The organism is Hymenobacter oligotrophus, assembly GCF_003574965.1.
Classification (GTDB): Bacteria; Bacteroidota; Bacteroidia; order Cytophagales; family Hymenobacteraceae; genus Solirubrum; species Solirubrum oligotrophum.
In genome coordinates this window covers 1,968,292-1,984,636 of the sequence record NZ_CP032317.1, presented here as the reverse complement: position 1 = coordinate 1,984,636, position 16,345 = coordinate 1,968,292, and the positions used below count along the sequence as shown (strand labels likewise).

Sequence of the window (16,345 nt, the reverse complement as noted above, 5' to 3'; positions counted from 1 at the left end):
GATCTGCTTCGTGACAAACAAACTTAGGCCGGTGCTGACCATACCGGCAACCCCGGGCCGGGCCGCCAAACTTATCAAAAACCCGCTCCTGCAGCTCTTCCGGAATACCAATGTCAATATCCTGCACGCGCAGAGACGCTGTGCCGTCTTGCTCGGCTGCCGGCAGGCTGGCACCCACGCGCACCTAGGGCCGGCTGCCGCGCTGATGGCTGCATTGTTCTTAGGGTACTTTGTCTTACTCTGAGTGTACTTTGTCTTACTTTGCTAGAGCGCGCCCCGGATTGCCGGGGCCTTCAGCGCTTGTGCTGCCAGCTCTACCATGCCTTTGCCCGCTTCTGTTGCCCTGCCCGAACTGCTGCCCGTTGTGCTCGACGTGTCGCTGTCGGGCTATATCGTGTTCCGGCCCGTATACGACCCCGCCGACCAGGCCACCATTGTCGACCTGGCGTACGAATACCTGAACCCGGCCGCCCAGCGCATGCTGCAGCGGCCCGAGCGCCCGGCCGAAACGTTTCTGACGCTGTACCCCAACACGATAGAAACCGGCATTTTCGCGTTTTACCGCGACACCTTTCTGGCCGGCGGGCCGGGGCGCTACGACGTCAACTACCAGCACGACGGCCTCGACAACTACTTTCAGCTGGCCGCTCACCGGGCCGGCGAGGTACTGGTGGTCTGTTTTTCCGACACGGCCGACCAACCCCGCACGGCCGTGGAAGAAGCCCTGCGCCAAAGCCAGGTGCGCGAGCAGCAGGCCCGGGCCGAGGCCGAGGCTCAGCGCCGGCGCCTGCACGACGTGCTCATGGCCTTGCCCGCCCAAGTGTCGACCTTTAACGGGCCCGAGCACGTGTACGAGCTGGTCAATCCGCGCTACCAGCAATTGTTTCCGTCGCGCCCCGTACAGGGCCTGCCCATCCGCCAAGCCCTGCCGGAACTGGCTGGCCAGGGCATTATTGAGCGGCTCGACCGCGTGTACCAAACTGGCGAGCCGCACGTTGACCCCGAGCTGGAAACGTGGGTGGACCGGACGGGCACGGGCCGGCTGGAGCAGTGCTACTTCAGCGTGTTGTTGCAAGCCCTGCGCGATGCGGAGGGCCGCGTGGATGGCCTGCTCAACTTTGCTTACGACGTTACCGAGCAGGTGCAGGCCCGCCGGCAGGTGCAGCAGCTCAACCAGGAGCTCGAAAGCCGCGTGCTGCAGCGCACCCAGGAGGCCGAGGCGGCCCGCGCCGAGGCCGAAGCCGTGGCCCGCCGCCTGCAGCGCATCACCGAGAGCCTGCCCAGTACCACCTTCACCGTCGACGAGCACGGCCAGATTCTCTACGTCAGCCCGCAGTACTACGCCTACACCGGCTTGGCGCCCAGCCTACCCATGGGCCAAGACCAGCCCGCGCACCTAGGGCCTGTTGGGCAAGGCTGGCCCGAGCTGATTCACCCGGACGACCTGCCCTTGGTGGCCCGCGAGTACGGCGGCGCCCTGGCGCAGGGCCACGGCTGGCGCTACGAGTTTCGGCTGCGCGGCGCCGACGGCCGCTACCGCTGGTTTGCCAGCCAGGGCGTGCCCGAGCCGCTCGAAGACGCCCGTGCCGCCGGCCGCCCCCGCCAGTGGTTCGGCTCCAACCTCGACATCGACGACCTGAAGCGCGCCCAGCACGAGCTGGAGCTGCAAGACCAGCGCCTGCGCGAAATTTTGCGGCAAAGCCCGGCCATGATTGCCTCCGTGGAAGGCCCCAACCACCGCTTTGCCTTTACCAACCCCGGCTACGATGCCATGGTGGGCCAGCGCGCCCGCCCCGGCGCCACGGTGGCCGAGTGCCTGCCCGAGCTGGCGGCGCAGGGCTTTGTGGAGCTGCTCGACGAGGTGTATCGCACCGGCCAGCCGCACATAGGCCGCGAGGCGCTGGTGGTACTGGAGTCGGCCGGCAGCGGGCCGGCGCCCCACTACTTCGATTTCACGTACCAGCCCCTGCCCGATGCCCAGGGCCAGACAACCGGCGTGCTGGCGTTTATTGTGGATGCCACCGAGCGCGTGCAGGCCCGCCAGCGCGCCGACGAGGCCCAGGCGCAGGCGCTGGCCGCTGCCGAGCAGGCTGCCGCCCAGCGCGAGTCGTTTTACCGCGTGTTCGAGCAAACCCCGGCCTGCATCGCGTTGCTGCGCGGCCCCGAGTTCCGCTACGAGTACGCCAACCCCGCCTACCAGGCCCTGTTTCCCGATCGGCCGCTGCTGGGGCGTACCGTGGCCGAGGCGTTTCCGGAAACCGTGGAGCAGGGCTTTTTGGCCTGGCTCGATGGCGTGTACCAAACCGGGCAAACCTATGTGGGCCAAGAGGCAAAATTTACGGCCGCGCCAGCCGTCGGCCTGCCGCCCCAAGACACGTACTACGACATTACCTACCAGGCCATTCGGGAGGGCGAGCAAATCACGGGCATTTCCATTTTCGCTTTCGATGTAACCGAGCGCGTGCGTGCCCGAAAAGAGCGCGAGGCGCAGCGCCGCCAGCTGCTCAATTTGTTTGAGCAGGCCCCGGCTGGCATTGCTATCCTGGCCGGCCCCAGCATGGCATACGAGTTCATCAATCCCAGTTACCAACGGCTGGTGCCCAACCGGGCGTTGCTGGGGCTGCCTTTTCTGGAGGCCCTGCCCGAGCTAGCCGACAACCCGGTGACAAGCATTATGCGCAACGTATACGCCACGGGGCAAGCTCACGAAGAGCGGGAGTTGCTGATTCCGGTGGCACGTACCCTGGAGGGCGAGCCGGAAAACCGCTACTTCAGCTTTGTGTACCAACCCCGCCGCAACGAGCACAACCAGGTAGACGGCCTACTCGTGTTTGTGTTTGAGGTTACCGAGCAGGTGCAGGCCCGCCAGCAGGTGCTAAACCTGAACGAGGAATTGAAGGGCGCCAACGCCGAGCTGGCCGCCGCCAACCAGCAGCTCACGCGCACCAACATCGACCTCGACAACTTTGTGTACACGGCCTCGCACGACCTGAAAGCCCCCATCAGCAACCTCGACGGCCTGTTGGCGCTGCTGCGCCACGAGCTGCCCGCCGAAGTGGCCCAGAGCGAGTACGTGGCACCCACGCTGAGCCACATGCGCGACGCCGTGGAGCGCTTTAAGCGCACCATCGACCAGCTCACCGATGTATCGAGGCTGCAAAAAGAACACTCTCCGGCCGCGGTGGCCGTGGACCTGGCCGCCGTGGTAGACGACGTATGCCAGGACCTGGCCCCGCTGCTGCGCGAAACCAACGCCCGCCTGACGGTGGCGGTGGCCAATTTTCCGGCCGTGTTGTTTTCCGAAAAAAACCTGCGCTCGGTGGTGTTCAACCTGCTCAGCAACGCCCTGAAGTACCGCCACCCGGCTCGCCGCCCCCACGTGGATGTGCGCGCCCACGTGCGCACCGGCTACACCGTGCTGGAGGTGCACGACAACGGCCTAGGCCTCGATGCCGCCCAGCTGCCGCGCTTGTTTGCCATGTTTCAGCGCTTCCACAGCCACGTGGAGGGCACGGGCATTGGCTTGTTTATGGTGAAGCGCATGGTTGAAAACGCCGGCGGGCGCATTGAGGTGCACAGCCAGCCCGGCGCCGGCACCACGTTTTTTGTACACCTGCCCCACGCGCCCGGCCCGGCGGTAGTCGCCTGATTGTTTTTCCCTTTCAACGCTCCGTTCATGGGGGCTCCGCCCTGCGTGCTGCTCAACGACGATACCAACAACTTCCTCAACCAGTAGTTGCTGCGGTGCATGGCCGTGGCCGACCAAGTGCTGGTAGCCCTCGACCTGCTGCACGCCCACTGCGCGCGAACCCGCCGCTGCCGCCTGCCCGGTTTTGATTTTGCTTTACCTGAAAATGCCGCGCATGAACGGCATTGAGTTTCTGCAAGCCTACGCCGAGCGCAACACCTAGGGAACGGACCAGCAGGGTGCGTACTAGCCCGAGTAGCAGCGCGTTAGCGCACAATTGAAGCTCGGGAAATCTTACTCTCGGTGTAGTGTTGAGCGGCACTCGGCGCGGCCGCCCACAGCGGCCAAGCGGAATTGCGCGGCAGCAGCCCGACCCTTGATGGGGACGTGCCGCCCCAGTGCCGAGTACCACCCGGCGTTACCGCCACCTAGGGGCGTTTTTACGTTCTTGCAGCATCACCTTGCCCGCCACCTGCCTTGAACGAAATATCCAAAAAGAAGCCTTCGTACCGCATCAGCCAGCCGCTGCGCGAATACCTGCACCTTTACGACCGCGAAACACGCCTGCCGGTGACATACGGCGACTTGCTGCGCTCCACCGGTTCGTTTCCGCTGCTCGACCGCCAGGGCACCGACACGCTCTGGGAAACCGTGCACTACGAGCCGCACACGCTGCTGGAGCTGAGCGCGGGCCTCACGCAGGTGTACGCGCTGCTGAAAACCGACGGCGACCTGTCGTTTACGGAGCACCTCATTGCCGACCGCGTGGATTACTGCCGGTTCGGCAACTCCAACCCGTTTCGGGTGCGCATCGTCAACCAGTTCAACGACAACTACGACTACTTCTACGTGAAGCGGGCCGATGCCTCGCGCGTGTACGGGCTGGAGCTGGAGCACCTGTTGTCGCCGAACAGCATCAACTTTTTGGTGGCCGGCGACACGCTCATCGAGGAGCACATTGCGGGCATTCCGGGCGACGACTTTATTCGGACGCGCCTCGATCGGCCGCACCTCAACCAAGTACGCATTGCCAAGGAGTTCGTGAAGTTCAACGAGCGGTGCTTTGCGCGCTTGCTCGGCGATATGCGCTCTTACAACTACGTTATCGACGTAACGCCCGATTTCGAGGACGAACAATACCGCGTGCGGGCCATCGACTTCGACCAGCAGAGCTACGAGGGCCACAAGGCCATGTACCTGCCGCAGTATTTTCGCGACAACCGCCCCGTGGTGGAGTTGGTGCGCCAGCTGCTTTCGCCCGAAACCATCAGGCAATACCAAACCGAAGAGCGCACCCTGATGGCCCGCCGCGCCCGCGCCGAGCGTTACCGCCTCAAAGACTTAGTGGACTGCATGCGGCAGGAGGAGCTTTCGTCGGCCGAAAAAATTGCGCAGCTGAAAAAGGAGTTGAACCTGCACCACCAAACCGCCGAGTTCGACCGCTGCGACTCCGTGGGCGATGTGGTGCGCATGAACCTGCGCCTTGTGCTCGGCCGGCCCCGAATGGCCTAGATGCTACCGGTGCGCGGCACCGGTAGGGGCATAGTTAATTAGAGCCAGGGCTTAGTACCCTCGGCCGAGCAGAAAAGTCAGCGACACCTCGGGCCCACCCGGGCCGAAAAACCGCATAAGGGCGCGCATGTCCCTGCTGGGGCGGCCGTAGGTGGCGTAGTGGTAAGTGGCTGGGTCGCCGGTAAAAACCAAGCCGTAGCCAAACGTGCCCAGCATGGCAAAGCGGCCGGGCTGCCACCGCAAACCGGTGCGCAAATGCAATACGCCGCTCGGCCGGAGCGAGTACTGTACTTCTTCGTCGTCGAGGGTAAGGGTAACGTTGGAGAAGCGGCCGGAGCGGACAAGGTTGGCCCCGAAGAACGGCGACACGCGCTTGCTGGGCTCGACGTAATACCGCACGCCCACGCCAATTTTTCCGCCAATGCCTAGGCCCAGCCCGCCATTCACCTCCAACTTGTCCGTCATCAGCATGCTGTACTCGAAGCCCAAACCATACGGAGCGCCCCAGCCCAGGCTCAGGCCCAGCGAGCTAGCAGGGTAAAGCGGCCGCTGGCTTGCGGGCGCAGCGTTGGCGGGCGGCAGCGACAGCGGCCGCGCCGGAAGCCTAGTGGTATCGGGCTTGGCGCTTAGTTCCGACTGCGCTTGTGCCGGCAGCGTTGCCAATGCGGCCAAGCTGAAAGCGGCCACGATAGTACTAACGGTAGAGTTTGCCATTGCCACAAAAATGCGCGAAAGCAGCCGGATTCGGCTGCTTTCGCGGGAGTTCGGTGGCATTATTTTCTAGCTGCCCTTTACGCTTTCGCTCGGGCTGTTTTGGCGCCGATCGAGCAGCTCCGCTAGCTTGCTGTAAATAAAATCAGCAGCTAAGTCGCGGAGCTTGTCGGTGGGGGCTTTCAACACCTCGCGGTACTCGTGGGCACGGCCTTCAAGCAAAACCGTGACGAAGATGGTGCCCGATGGTTTGTCGGGCGTTTCGGAAGCGCCGGGGCCAAACAGGCCCGTAATGGCCACGCACACATCGGCGGGCAGCTGTTTGTGCAGGCCTTCCACCATTTCGTTGGTGGTTTGCTGGCTTTCGGCCGAGTATTCCTCCAAGGTTTTCTTCTTGACACCTAGGAGGCGTTGCTTGGCCTCGCCGTGGTAGGTAACCACCGAGCCGAGCAGCACATTGCTCACGCCCTGGGCCGGGGCCAGCTGGGCAGCCACCCAGCCGCAGGTGCAGCTTTCGGCCAGCGCCAAGGTGAGCTTGTGTTGCAGGAATTTCTTGATGAGGGAATCGACGTCGGGAGCTTTCATAGCAGTAGGGGCGCGGCCTGTTGCCTTACGCGCACTTGCACTGCGGAGTTAACCGCAAGGGCAAAAGTTGAGCGCCAGAACCAGCAGGCCGCGCCGCCACGCTTTTACTCCTGCCGGTACACCACGCCTTGCTTCATCACAAAGCGCACCCGCTGCATGGTGCGGATGTCTTGCAGCGGGTCGCCCTCCACGGCTACCACATCGGCCAGCTTGCCGGGCTCGAGGGAGCCTAGGTTGGGCGTTTGGCCCAGCAGCTCGGCAGCGTTGAGGGTGGCGGCGCGCAGGGCCTCCAAAGCGGGCATGCCGGCCTCTACCATGTACTGAAACTCCATGGCGTTTACGCCGTGCCGAAATACCGAAGCATCGGTGCCGAAGGCGATTTTGACGCCGGCTTTGTAGGCCTTGCCGAAGGTGCCTTGCAACTTGGGCCCGATGGCCAGTGCTTTGGGCGTAACCAGCGGCGGGTAGTAGTTGGGGTACTTAGCGGCCGAGTCGGCCACGGATTTGCCGGCCGTGATGGTGGGCACGTACCAGGTGCCGTACTTCTTCATCAGCCTGATGGTCTCGTCGTCCATCAGGGTGCCGTGCTCGATGCTCGTTACCCCGGCCCGAATGGCGCGCTTCATGCCCTCGGCGCCGTGGGCGTGGCAGGCCACGTTCAGGCCCAGGTCGCGGGCGGTTTCCACCACCGCTTTGATTTCCTCCTCGGTAAACTGCGGGGCCGAGCCATCCTTGGCTACCGACAGTACGCCGCCCGTGGAGGCAATTTTGATGAGGTCGGCGCCGCGTTTGTACTGCTCGCGCACGGCCTGGCGGCATTGGTCGGGGCCGTTTGCCACGCCGTCGGCCGGGCCGGGCACGCCCATCAAATCGAGGCGGTAGCCGTTGGTGGGGTCCATGTGGCCGCCCGTACCGCTAATAGCCTTGCCTACCGTGAAGATCCTAGGCCCGGCCACTTGCCCGCGGTTGATGGCGTTGCGCAACGAAATGTTGATGCCCGAGCCGCCTAGGTCGCGCACGGTGGTAAAGCCGGCCAGCAGGGTGGTGCGGGCGTGGGCTTCGGCTGCGTAGGCCACGTCGCCGGGGTTTTCGGTGAATTCTTTCAGGAAGTTGTCCTTGCTGGTTTCGCCCTCCACGTGCACGTGGCAGTCGATGAGGCCGGGCAGCACGGTGCGGTTTTTCAGGTCAACCACTTTATCGGCGGCGCCGCCGGGCGTAGCGTAGCCGGCTTGCAGGGCCTGCACGCGGCCGTTTTCGATTACCAGCGTTTGCTCGGTGAGCAGCTTGCCGGCGCGCACATCGAGCAGGCGGCCGCAGTGCAGGTAAGTTTTTTGCGCAAAGGCGGCGGTGCTCAGGCCGAGCAGCAACGCCGTACTAAACAAGTGTTTGGCAGGAGTGGAAAGGGGCATGGAGGAGGTGATTCGGTGAGTTGCGGCCCAAGGTAAGGTATGCGCGGCATCGGATGAATGCGTATGTTAGGCGTGCCGAATATTCGGCAGCATATCTAACCCACAATCAGCTCCATGGCCACCCCAGAAGAATTTGAACAAGCCGCCCAACGCGCGCAGCAACTGCCCAAAAAACCCGACAACATGACGCTGCTGAAGCTCTACGCTTTGTACAAGCAAGCTTCGGAAGGCGACGTGAGCGGCGACCGGCCGGGCGGGTTCGACTTCAAAGCCATTGCCAAGTACGACGCCTGGGCCGGCCTCAACGGCAAAAGCCAGGACGAAGCTCGGCAGGAGTACGTAGCGTTGGTAAACCAGCTTTTTCAGCAAGCGTAAGCAGCGGCTCCTCCTAACGGCAAAGCCCGCCTAGGTGCAAACCAGGGCGGGCTTTGTTGTGGCCGAAAAAGCAGCTATACTTTTTTGGGGGGCAAATCGAAGGCTACGGCGTTGTGCTCGAAGTGACCTTTGTGCGAACCGTCGCAGAAGGGTTTTTGGCTCGAGAGGCCGCAGCGGCAGATGCTAACCAGGGTGCGGCCCTGCAGGCCGTACTCGTTGCCCTGGGCATCAACGATGATGAAGTCTTCGCCTTCGACGCGCAAAGAGCCGTTGTTGTTGACGGTGAGTTTCGTGGGCATAGGAAAAAGTGTGTAGGAAAAAGCGGTGAAGCCCTAGGTGCCTGGGGTGCCGGCAGTGCCAGGCACCTAGGCGAAGGGCAATATTTTGGCTTGCAGCGGCTTGCGCATCACAAAGTCGTTCATCCAGTACGGGCCAATCGGGATGTCCTCCTCGCGGTGCTGCTGAAAGCCCAGGTGCTCGTAGAAGCCCAGGGCCGGGTTGTGGCGATTTACGTTCAGCTCGAGCCACTGGCCGCCCGCCTCGCAGGCGGCCTCCTCCACGGCCGCTACCAGCTGCTGACCTAGGCGCCGGCCCTGGTGCGAGGGCAGCACGTACAGCTTGTGCAGCTTAAAGGTGCCTGGCTCGGTAGCCCGTTCGCTGAACGAGGCGTAGCCTGCCGGGTGCCCCTCGTAGTGCAGCACCAGAAAGCGGTGGCCGTCGTCGGTCATTTGCCGTTGCAGCGAAGCCGGCGTGTAGATCACGCGGTACATGTACTCGATCTGCTCCTTCGAGATGATGAAGCGGTACGTGGGCTCCCAGGTGGCTTCGGCCAGCGCAATAATCGTCGGGATATCGGCCAGCGTGGCGGGTTGTATAGCTACGGCAGCAGCGGCTGAATCGGGCATAGGGCGCAAAAAGGGCATAATTTCGGTAAAAAACGAACGTTTGAGGGTTGGCGGCGCATGTTTGGCCCGAATTTTAGATAGTACGTACCTATGGCCTGGGCCTTGGGCCCGGTTTTACTTTGCAACCACACTCCTCCAATATGAAATCCACCGTTCTTTCCAGCTTGTTTGCCGCTTCGTTGCTGGCTTGCTTGGCGCCCGGTGCCGCGGCCCAAACGCGGCCGGCCGGTACGCCGGCCCCGGCCTCGCAGCAGGCCAAAAAGCCTCAGCAGCAGACCCCGCCCGCGCAAAAGCCTGCCCAGCGCCCCGCTACCAGCTCCACGAGCACGGAGGTGCGGCAGGCGGCTACGTCCGTTGAACGCGACCTGGGCATTTTCCGCGACTGGGTAAACGACAAGCTCGAGCGCGCCGAAACCGGCGCCCGCCGCGATTTGCCGCGCGTGATGGACGAGTTCGACTACCAAAGCAAGCGCATCGATAAGGCCGTGGATAGCCTTTCGGCGCAAGGCAAACGCGAGTACGGCAACCTCAAAAGCCGCTACCACAACTGGGAGGCCACGCAGCGCCGCTTGCAGGAAGAAGCCGGCCAGCCCCAAACCCAGCAGCAGGCCCAAGCCCAGATACTGGGCGAAAACGTGAACCTGGCTACGGTGCGGGCGTCCGAAATGCACGACCTGTACGGCCGCTTTATCGACTACGTGCGCGTAAACCGCCACGACTGGGAACCCGAGGAATGGGCCGTGGCCAGCAACGTGCTCACCAAACTGAACACGCGCTACGAGAAAGTGCGCGAGCAAATCCCGATGGAGGAGCGCCTGCGCATTCGCTCGTGGCAGGCCGAGTTCCGCACGCTCGAAAAAGCCAAACAAACCAAGAAGGCCCTCGACGAATAGAGCCGCCTCCTTGGGGCAATTGCACCGCGGGCGGTCCGACCTTGGCAACAGGGTGGGGCCGCCCGCTGTCGTATTGCCGCCCCTAGGCGGCCGAGGTATTACTCGTTTTCTGAACCCGCTGCCGCAGCCACTTCCAGGCCACCGGCAAGCTGTAAAACAGGCGCAAGTCTAGCTCTTCGCCAATGGCATCGGCCACGCTCGTGTTTTCCAACGACATGGGCGTGTCCGGGTCCATCACGTAGGCAAAGGCAAACAAGCCGTTTTGCTTGGCGCGCGGCAGCCACTCAAACTGAATCCAGTCGATGGAGTCGCCCCAGTCGCCGGTGGTGCCGCGCTTGTCGTTCACGAGCCCGAGCGGGTGCAGCTGCTCAATCCACGGCAGGCTGGCTTCGGCCACCCGAATAACCAGCTCGCCGGTGAGGTGCCCGTGCCAACACACGTACAACACGCGCTCAGCCACGAAGTAGTTGAATTCAGCTATGATGGCGCCAAATGGGTCGCTTACGCGATGCACCAATTCGGCGGCCGAGTGGGCTCTGGGGCCCCCCGGATGCGGGCTAAAGGGTTGCGGCATATGACATAAGTTACAATAATTTGAAACAGCAGCCAATGCACAACAACAACGATAATCGGCTGATGGGTTTGCGTTACTTTTGTGCGCTCATTTCTGATTTCGCCCCCTGCTCATGCACATCGCCATCGTTGGCAATATAGGCGCCGGCAAAACCACGCTCGCCCACAAGCTGGCCCACCACTTCAATTGGGAAGTGTTTCTGGAAGACGTCGACCACAATCCTTACCTCAAGGATTTTTACGACGACATGCCCCGCTGGTCGTTTCACCTGCAGGTGTACTTTCTCAACAGCCGATTCCGCCAAACCCAGCGCATCAAGGAGATGAAGGCTATCGGCAAGGGCGTGATTCAGGACCGCACGATTTACGAGGATGCCCACATCTTCGCGGCCAACCTGCACGAGTCGGGCCTGATGATCGAGCGCGACTACGAAAACTACCTAGGGCTGTTCGAGTCGATGATCAGCATGGTCGATCCGCCCGATCTGCTGCTGTACCTCAAAGCCGATTTGCCCAAGCTCATTCACCAGATTGAGAAGCGCGGCCGCGACTACGAAAACAACATGCGCATCGAGTACCTGCGCAACCTCAACGAGCACTACGAACGCTGGATTGGCAACTACAAAGCGGGCAAGCTGCTGATCGTAGACGTAAGCCAGCTCGACTACGTTAGCCGCCCCGAAGACCTAGGCACCATCATCGAGAAGATTCAGGCCAACCTGTTCGGGTTGTTTTAATTAGGGCTTAGGTGTTAGGACCTAGGGCGAACCGATACAAAAAAGAGGCGCAACGTCAGTTGCGCCTCTTTTTTATAACCCTTGGGCCAGGCCAGCATACACCCTAATACCTAATACCTAATACCTAATACCTAATATCTAATACCTAATACCTAATACCTAATCTTGCTGCATGGCTTCGTTGAGGAACGTTACGAGCGGTTGTGCCGCTTGCCAGGCAGCCAGCACGCGGTCGGGAAAATCAGCGCGAAGTACTTCTTTGTCCGGAAACGTGCGCCACACAAAGTAGCTCTTGAGCCGCAGCCACTCAATGTCGGGGTCGTGGCGGTCGTAGCCCTTGGGAGCGGTGCGCAGCGCTTGGCTCATATCAAGCCCCTGCGGAAACTCGCGCAGCAAGCCCGCATTTTGGCGCACGCCATGAAACGCATCGGGGTTGTAGTGAATTTCTTGCCGGATGCGGGCCAGTTGTTGCGGCTCGGGCTGCCACCGGCCGGCCCCCACGTAGGTTTCGCCGCCGGGCTCGATGGCCACAAAGTAGCCTGCCCACGGCGATTGCCGCCCGTCGCGCTTCAGGCCGGCGCCCATGTGGCGCTTGTAGGGCTCGTCGCTTTGCTGAAATCGGTCGTTTTTGTTGATGCGGTACATCACATCGGAGGGCGAAAGCGCCAGCAAAGCCGGCTCAAACCGCTGCGCGCGGGCCAGCAACTCGGTTACCAACGCCGTAAACACCTTGCGGGCTTGCTGGTAATCGGCGCGGTGCGCATCCATCCAGGGTTTGTTGTTGTTCTGGGCCAGCTGGCCCAAAAACTCGAGCAAAAAGGCTAGGTCCTTCAAAGCACTGAAGCGGGTAGGAGGTACGAAAAAACGCAACCGGGCCGCCCAAAAACGCCGCAGCCGCTTCGGCGGAAGCGGCTGCGGTACTGGTTAGGGCTTAGCGCTTGCGTTGGGCTACTACGCCGGGTCCGCGCGAATCGTTGAGCGTCCAGTCGTAGGGCACGTAGCTGACGGCGGTGCTGGAGCTGAGGCCGGTGGCGGCGTAGCGGTTGATGAACTCGAGCAGTTGAGCCGGGGTGCCAAAGTCGGCCGCGTACCAATCGAACAGGCTGGAAAGCTGGGCGCTGTCGGGAGCCAGCACGTTCAGCACCGGGTCGTTGATGAAACGCGACGCCTGCAACGACAATTGGGCATCGAGGCGGTTGCCTTCGTAAGCCTCGGGCAAGAGCTTCGGCGACGAGGCTGCCCCGCAGTGCAACGCAAAGTGGCGGCGCGGGTCGTTGGGCAGCAACTCGGGCAAAATTTCGCGCTCAATCTGCTTCAGGGTGTACTGCTTGCCGCCAATGTTGACTTCGGGCGCGTCCCACAGGGAGCGGTAGCCGCCCACGCTTTTGATCTTAATGTCGCTTAGACGCTCTACGGGGTAGTACTGTGCGGCTAGGTACAGGGTGTAGGCGTTGTAAGTATTCAGCCAGAACGCGGCCTGGTCGTAGCGGCTCCAGCTGGGCAAGGGCGGCCGGCTGCTCAGGCTTTGCAGGTAGGCCATCAGCACTTCTTCGTCGTCGGCTAGGCCCTCGTAGTTCACGCGGCCATCGGGCAATACGTGGCGTTTGAGCAAGGCCTCGTAGGCGGGCTGATCGGCTACTAGCGCCGGCCGGTGAGCCCAGGCCACGGTGGAAACGAGTAGCGCCAGCAAAAGCAGGAGCTGCCGAAAAAAGTAGTTGTGCTGCATTAGGTGAAGGTGGGGCGGGGCAGACCCACCCGCAGCCGGCTGCTTTTGGCTTTTGGGCATAGCGCGTGGGTGCTCAAAAATACTCGGTAAACAGCACTCTATCAATGGCAATTACCTTTTTCCGGGAAATATTTTACAATCTAAATCCTTAAGCGAGCGGGCATTATTGCTAAATAGCCCCGGCGCGGCTGCAAACGCCCAAAACCGCACGGAGAGGTGCTGGGCGCAGCTTGGCCTGCTGGCACAAAAAACAGGCGCCGCCCGCAGCACCCCGTTGCTGCGGGCGGCGCCTACGTTGCCCTAGGTGGACAGCTAATTGCGGCGGCTGAACACCTCGAGGGCATCGCCCACGCGCAACAGGCCGGCTTCGGGGCCTACCACGTTCAGGCCAAACATCACGTGGTTGCCCACGGTGCGGTACTGCGCCAGCGTGCGCAGCGGCTCGGGGGTGCGCTCGGCCGTTTGCTGATTGGTGGTGATGAGCACGCAGCGGCCGCAGGTGCGTATGCCCTCGAAGGCGTTGCCGCCAATGGCAAAGCTGCCCCAAGCATCCTCGGCGTAGGCCTCGGCGCCGTGCACCACCAAATTGGGCCGAAAGCGGTTCATGGGCACGGGCTCGGCAAGGCGGCTGTTGAGGTCGTCGAGCGAGGCTTGGCCGATAAGCAGGAAGGGGTAGGCATCGGCAAAGCTGACGAGGCCGCGGGCGTCGCCGCCGTCGGCGGCGCGCAGAGCGGCGTCGGGCATGTGCACCAGGCGGCAAGGCTGGCCTAGGGCTTCGGAAAACCATTCGTCGTGCTCGCGCAGGCCGCGGTAAGCAAACACCATGTCGTCCCACACGGTTACGAACTGCGTGCCTTTGTGCTCGGCCTCGAAAGGTACCAGCAGGGGTTTTAACTCGGGGCGCTGAATGTGGCGCACAATGAAGCCGTTGTGGGCGTACTCGAGGTGCAGCAAGGCCATGGCCGGCAGGGTGCGCTGCGTCAGAAAGCGGCCGCGCGCATCAACCAGCAGCCAGCGGCGGTCGTGGCGCAGGCCGCGCAACTCAACGGCCGCTTCGGGCACGCGAAAGCCACCTAGGGATTTGACGGGGTATAGATAAAGATCGGAAAGCGTAAGCGCAGCGTGGGTATCAGCCATGCTACGAAGGTAAGGCTTGCGCGGCAGTCGGAAAGCAGGTAAACTGCATAGCGCGGGCCTAATACATGCCTGCTAAACCCCGCCGAGCCTATGTTGTTGCCTGGTATATCTGCTGCCGCTACCAATACTCAACCGGCGGTGCTCCCGCCTGCCCAAGCGGCCCCTGCGGCCGCCGAGCGGTGCCTCAACTGCGAGCAACCAATGGCCGCGGGTAATTTTTGCCCCGGTTGCGGCCAGCCGCGGCCCCACCGCCTGAGCACCGCCCATGTGCTGCACGAGCTGGTGCACGTGTTCACGCACGCCGACAAAAGCATTTTTGGGTTTGCCAGGCAAGTACTGCTTGCGCCGGGCCGGGTGTTTGCCGATTACGCGGCGGGGCGCCGCAAGCGGTATTTCAGTCCGTTTCAGTTTTTGCTGCTGGCGGCCGGCTTGGCCACGCTGCTCTCGGTGAAGCTGCACTATTACGAACTGATCGGCGAAAACGTGCAGCGCGGCTTTCAGCTGCGCGGAGCCTCGGCCGAGCAAGTGCGCCGCGTGGGCGAGTATTTTGCGGCAGTGGGCAAGTACTTCAACGTGTGGTGGTTGTCGTTGGTACCGGTGCACGCGCTGGCGGCGTGGGCGGTTTATCGGCGGCGCCTCAACTACGCCGAGGCGTTTCTGCTGCTGGTGCTGGTGGGGTGCGCCTTTCAGCTGTTGCTGCTGGCGGCGCTGGTTTCGGTGTTTTTGGTGGCGGGGCGCGAGCCGGGCAGCAGCACGGCCTTCATGCAGGCCGGCGTTTACGTGGTGTACCTCACCTGGATCGGGCGCCGGGGCCTCGGCCTTAGCTGGCCCGCGGCCATAGCCAGCGCGTTGGCTGTAAGCGTAGTTGGCGGCTGCATCAACTACGGCACCAACATGCTTATTTTCAGGTGGTACGTGTTTGCCTGAGGCTTGCTGCCTAGGGCGGTAGCCACGTGCGGCACCTAGGGCACCGGGTTGGGTGAGCGGCTGACTGCCGACTGCCGACTGCCCCGGGGCAATACCACCAATCGGTTGTGATTGATTTACAGAGTACGCCGCCGCTGCTTGCTTGTCCTGCTTAGTGCAGCGGCTTCTTCTTGATGACGCCGCCGTGGGTGTCCTTGATGCTGTGCATCAGGATAAAGGCCTGGTGGTCGATGGCTTCTACTTCGGCCTTGAGCCGCGTGAGCTCGAGGCGGGTTACGGCCGTGAACACGATGTCGAGCGACTGGCGCTGCACGCCGTTGGCGCTGTAACCGGTGCGGCCGCTGTAAATGGTAACCCCGTGGCCGAGGTCTTCGGTGAGCACGCGCCGGATGGCCTCGCTGCGCTTCGAGATGATGGTGACGCCGGTGTACTCCTCAAGGCCATCAATCATGAAATCGACGGTTTTGGCAGCCGCCAGGTAGGCCAGAATGGAGTACATGGCCGCCTCCACCGAGAGCAGCAGCGCCGCTACCCCGAAGATGAAAATGTTGATGACCAGAATTACGTCGCCGACGCTTAAGGGGCTTTTGCGGCTGACGAACACCGACAGGATTTCGGTGCCATCGAGCACGCCACCGCCCCGGATGGTAAGGCCGATGCCGGCACCTAGGAAAAACCCGCCGAACACCGAAATCAGGAGCTTATCGTGTGTGAGCACCGGGAAGGACACCAGCCACAGCACCACGGCCAGCCCGGTAATGGCCAGCAGGGTTTTCACGGCCACCACGCGGTCGAGGTGAAAGTAGGCCAGCACCACAAACGGCGCGTTGATGATCAGAATCAGCACCGAAAGCGGCAGGCCGGTAACCTGCGCCGTGAGCAGGGAAATGCCCGTTACGCCGCCGTCGATGAAGCCGTTGGGCAGCAAAAATCCCTTCAGGCCCAGGGCCGCCGAAAAAATGCCGGCTACCACCAAGGCCGTGTTGGTAAGCTGCCGCCGCAGCAGGCGCAGCGCAAAGCGCCAAATGGGCCCGCCGCCCTTGTAGCGGGGCGGCAAGCCTTGCGGGTATTTTTTGCGCAGAACGCTGCGAACAATAAGCTGCTGTAACAACATGCGGGCAGGAGGTTGGAAGGAAATACGGCCACGCGCTGCACAAAGCCCGGCGG

At 62.4% G+C, this 16,345-nt stretch carries 16 protein-coding genes; 6 read left to right on the top strand and 10 right to left on the bottom strand.

Annotated features, from left to right (window positions below):
- Positions 1 to 325 precede the first annotated feature (325 nt).
- Positions 326 to 3,649 carry a PAS domain-containing protein gene (locus tag D3Y59_RS08480; RefSeq protein ID WP_162910650.1) on the top strand — a complete coding sequence of 1,108 codons (3,324 nt, stop codon included), beginning with the start codon at positions 326 to 328 and terminating at the stop codon, positions 3,647 to 3,649.
- Between the two features lie 516 nt (positions 3,650 to 4,165).
- Positions 4,166 to 5,200, top strand: coding sequence for a hypothetical protein (locus tag D3Y59_RS08475; protein WP_119444661.1), 1,035 nt, complete (start codon positions 4,166 to 4,168; stop codon positions 5,198 to 5,200).
- Positions 5,201 to 5,251: 51 nt separating this feature from the next.
- Here the strand turns inward: D3Y59_RS08475 and D3Y59_RS08470 are convergent, their stop codons facing one another.
- The 3 genes from D3Y59_RS08470 to D3Y59_RS08460 form a co-directional block, all read right to left on the bottom strand.
- Positions 5,252 to 5,914 (bottom strand): hypothetical protein, encoded by a 663-nt coding sequence (locus D3Y59_RS08470; RefSeq protein WP_119444660.1) that lies wholly within the window; start codon positions 5,912 to 5,914, stop codon positions 5,252 to 5,254.
- A gap of 66 nt (positions 5,915 to 5,980) precedes the next feature.
- Positions 5,981 to 6,496, bottom strand: a complete 516-nt coding sequence (locus tag D3Y59_RS08465) for a CinA family protein (RefSeq protein ID WP_119444659.1) — start codon at positions 6,494 to 6,496, stop codon at positions 5,981 to 5,983.
- 104 nt (positions 6,497 to 6,600) lie between these two features.
- Positions 6,601 to 7,905, bottom strand: a complete 1,305-nt coding sequence (locus D3Y59_RS08460) for an amidohydrolase family protein (protein WP_119444658.1) — start codon at positions 7,903 to 7,905, stop codon at positions 6,601 to 6,603.
- Positions 7,906 to 8,019: 114 nt separating this feature from the next.
- Here D3Y59_RS08460 and D3Y59_RS08455 point away from each other — a divergent pair, with 114 nt between their 5' ends.
- Positions 8,020 to 8,280, top strand: a complete 261-nt coding sequence (locus D3Y59_RS08455) for an acyl-CoA-binding protein (RefSeq protein WP_119444657.1) — start codon at positions 8,020 to 8,022, stop codon at positions 8,278 to 8,280.
- A gap of 74 nt (positions 8,281 to 8,354) precedes the next feature.
- On the opposite strand, the gene D3Y59_RS08450 is transcribed toward D3Y59_RS08455, so the two are convergent.
- Together D3Y59_RS08450 and D3Y59_RS08445 are read right to left on the bottom strand one after the other, a co-directional pair.
- Entirely contained in the window at positions 8,355 to 8,579 is a 225-nt protein-coding gene (locus tag D3Y59_RS08450) for a CDGSH iron-sulfur domain-containing protein (protein WP_119444656.1), read from the bottom strand.
- Positions 8,580 to 8,645: 66 nt separating this feature from the next.
- Positions 8,646 to 9,185 (bottom strand): GNAT family N-acetyltransferase, encoded by a 540-nt coding sequence (locus tag D3Y59_RS08445; RefSeq protein WP_119446390.1) that lies wholly within the window; start codon positions 9,183 to 9,185, stop codon positions 8,646 to 8,648.
- A gap of 140 nt (positions 9,186 to 9,325) precedes the next feature.
- Here D3Y59_RS08445 and D3Y59_RS08440 point away from each other — a divergent pair, with 140 nt between their 5' ends.
- Positions 9,326 to 10,078, top strand: a complete 753-nt coding sequence (locus D3Y59_RS08440) for a hypothetical protein (protein ID WP_119444655.1) — start codon at positions 9,326 to 9,328, stop codon at positions 10,076 to 10,078.
- Positions 10,079 to 10,160: 82 nt separating this feature from the next.
- On the opposite strand, the gene D3Y59_RS08435 is transcribed toward D3Y59_RS08440, so the two are convergent.
- Entirely contained in the window at positions 10,161 to 10,592 is a 432-nt protein-coding gene (locus D3Y59_RS08435; RefSeq protein ID WP_162910649.1) for a hypothetical protein, read from the bottom strand.
- Positions 10,593 to 10,764: 172 nt separating this feature from the next.
- Here D3Y59_RS08435 and D3Y59_RS08430 point away from each other — a divergent pair, with 172 nt between their 5' ends.
- Positions 10,765 to 11,388 carry a deoxynucleoside kinase gene (locus D3Y59_RS08430; RefSeq protein ID WP_119444653.1) on the top strand — a complete coding sequence of 208 codons (624 nt, stop codon included), beginning with the start codon at positions 10,765 to 10,767 and terminating at the stop codon, positions 11,386 to 11,388.
- Positions 11,389 to 11,547: 159 nt separating this feature from the next.
- Here D3Y59_RS08430 and D3Y59_RS08425 read toward each other — a convergent pair whose 3' ends face one another.
- From D3Y59_RS08425 to D3Y59_RS08415, 3 genes are all read right to left on the bottom strand, one after another.
- Positions 11,548 to 12,222, bottom strand: a complete 675-nt coding sequence (locus D3Y59_RS08425; RefSeq protein WP_162910648.1) for a DUF2461 domain-containing protein — start codon at positions 12,220 to 12,222, stop codon at positions 11,548 to 11,550.
- 97 nt (positions 12,223 to 12,319) lie between these two features.
- Positions 12,320 to 13,114: a DUF547 domain-containing protein gene (locus D3Y59_RS08420; protein ID WP_162910647.1), complete on the bottom strand. Its 795-nt coding sequence runs from the start codon at positions 13,112 to 13,114 to the stop codon at positions 12,320 to 12,322.
- A gap of 312 nt (positions 13,115 to 13,426) precedes the next feature.
- On the bottom strand, positions 13,427 to 14,251 hold the full coding sequence (locus D3Y59_RS08415) for an MOSC domain-containing protein (protein WP_119444650.1): 825 nt from the start codon (positions 14,249 to 14,251) through the stop codon (positions 13,427 to 13,429).
- A 201-nt stretch (positions 14,252 to 14,452) separates the two neighbouring features.
- On the opposite strand from D3Y59_RS08415, the gene D3Y59_RS08410 reads away from it, so the two are divergent.
- Positions 14,453 to 15,178, top strand: a complete 726-nt coding sequence (locus D3Y59_RS08410) for a DUF3667 domain-containing protein (protein ID WP_162910646.1) — start codon at positions 14,453 to 14,455, stop codon at positions 15,176 to 15,178.
- 151 nt (positions 15,179 to 15,329) lie between these two features.
- Here D3Y59_RS08410 and D3Y59_RS08405 read toward each other — a convergent pair whose 3' ends face one another.
- Positions 15,330 to 16,292: a YitT family protein gene (locus tag D3Y59_RS08405; protein ID WP_119444648.1), complete on the bottom strand. Its 963-nt coding sequence runs from the start codon at positions 16,290 to 16,292 to the stop codon at positions 15,330 to 15,332.
- Between the last annotated feature and the right edge of the window lie 53 nt (positions 16,293 to 16,345).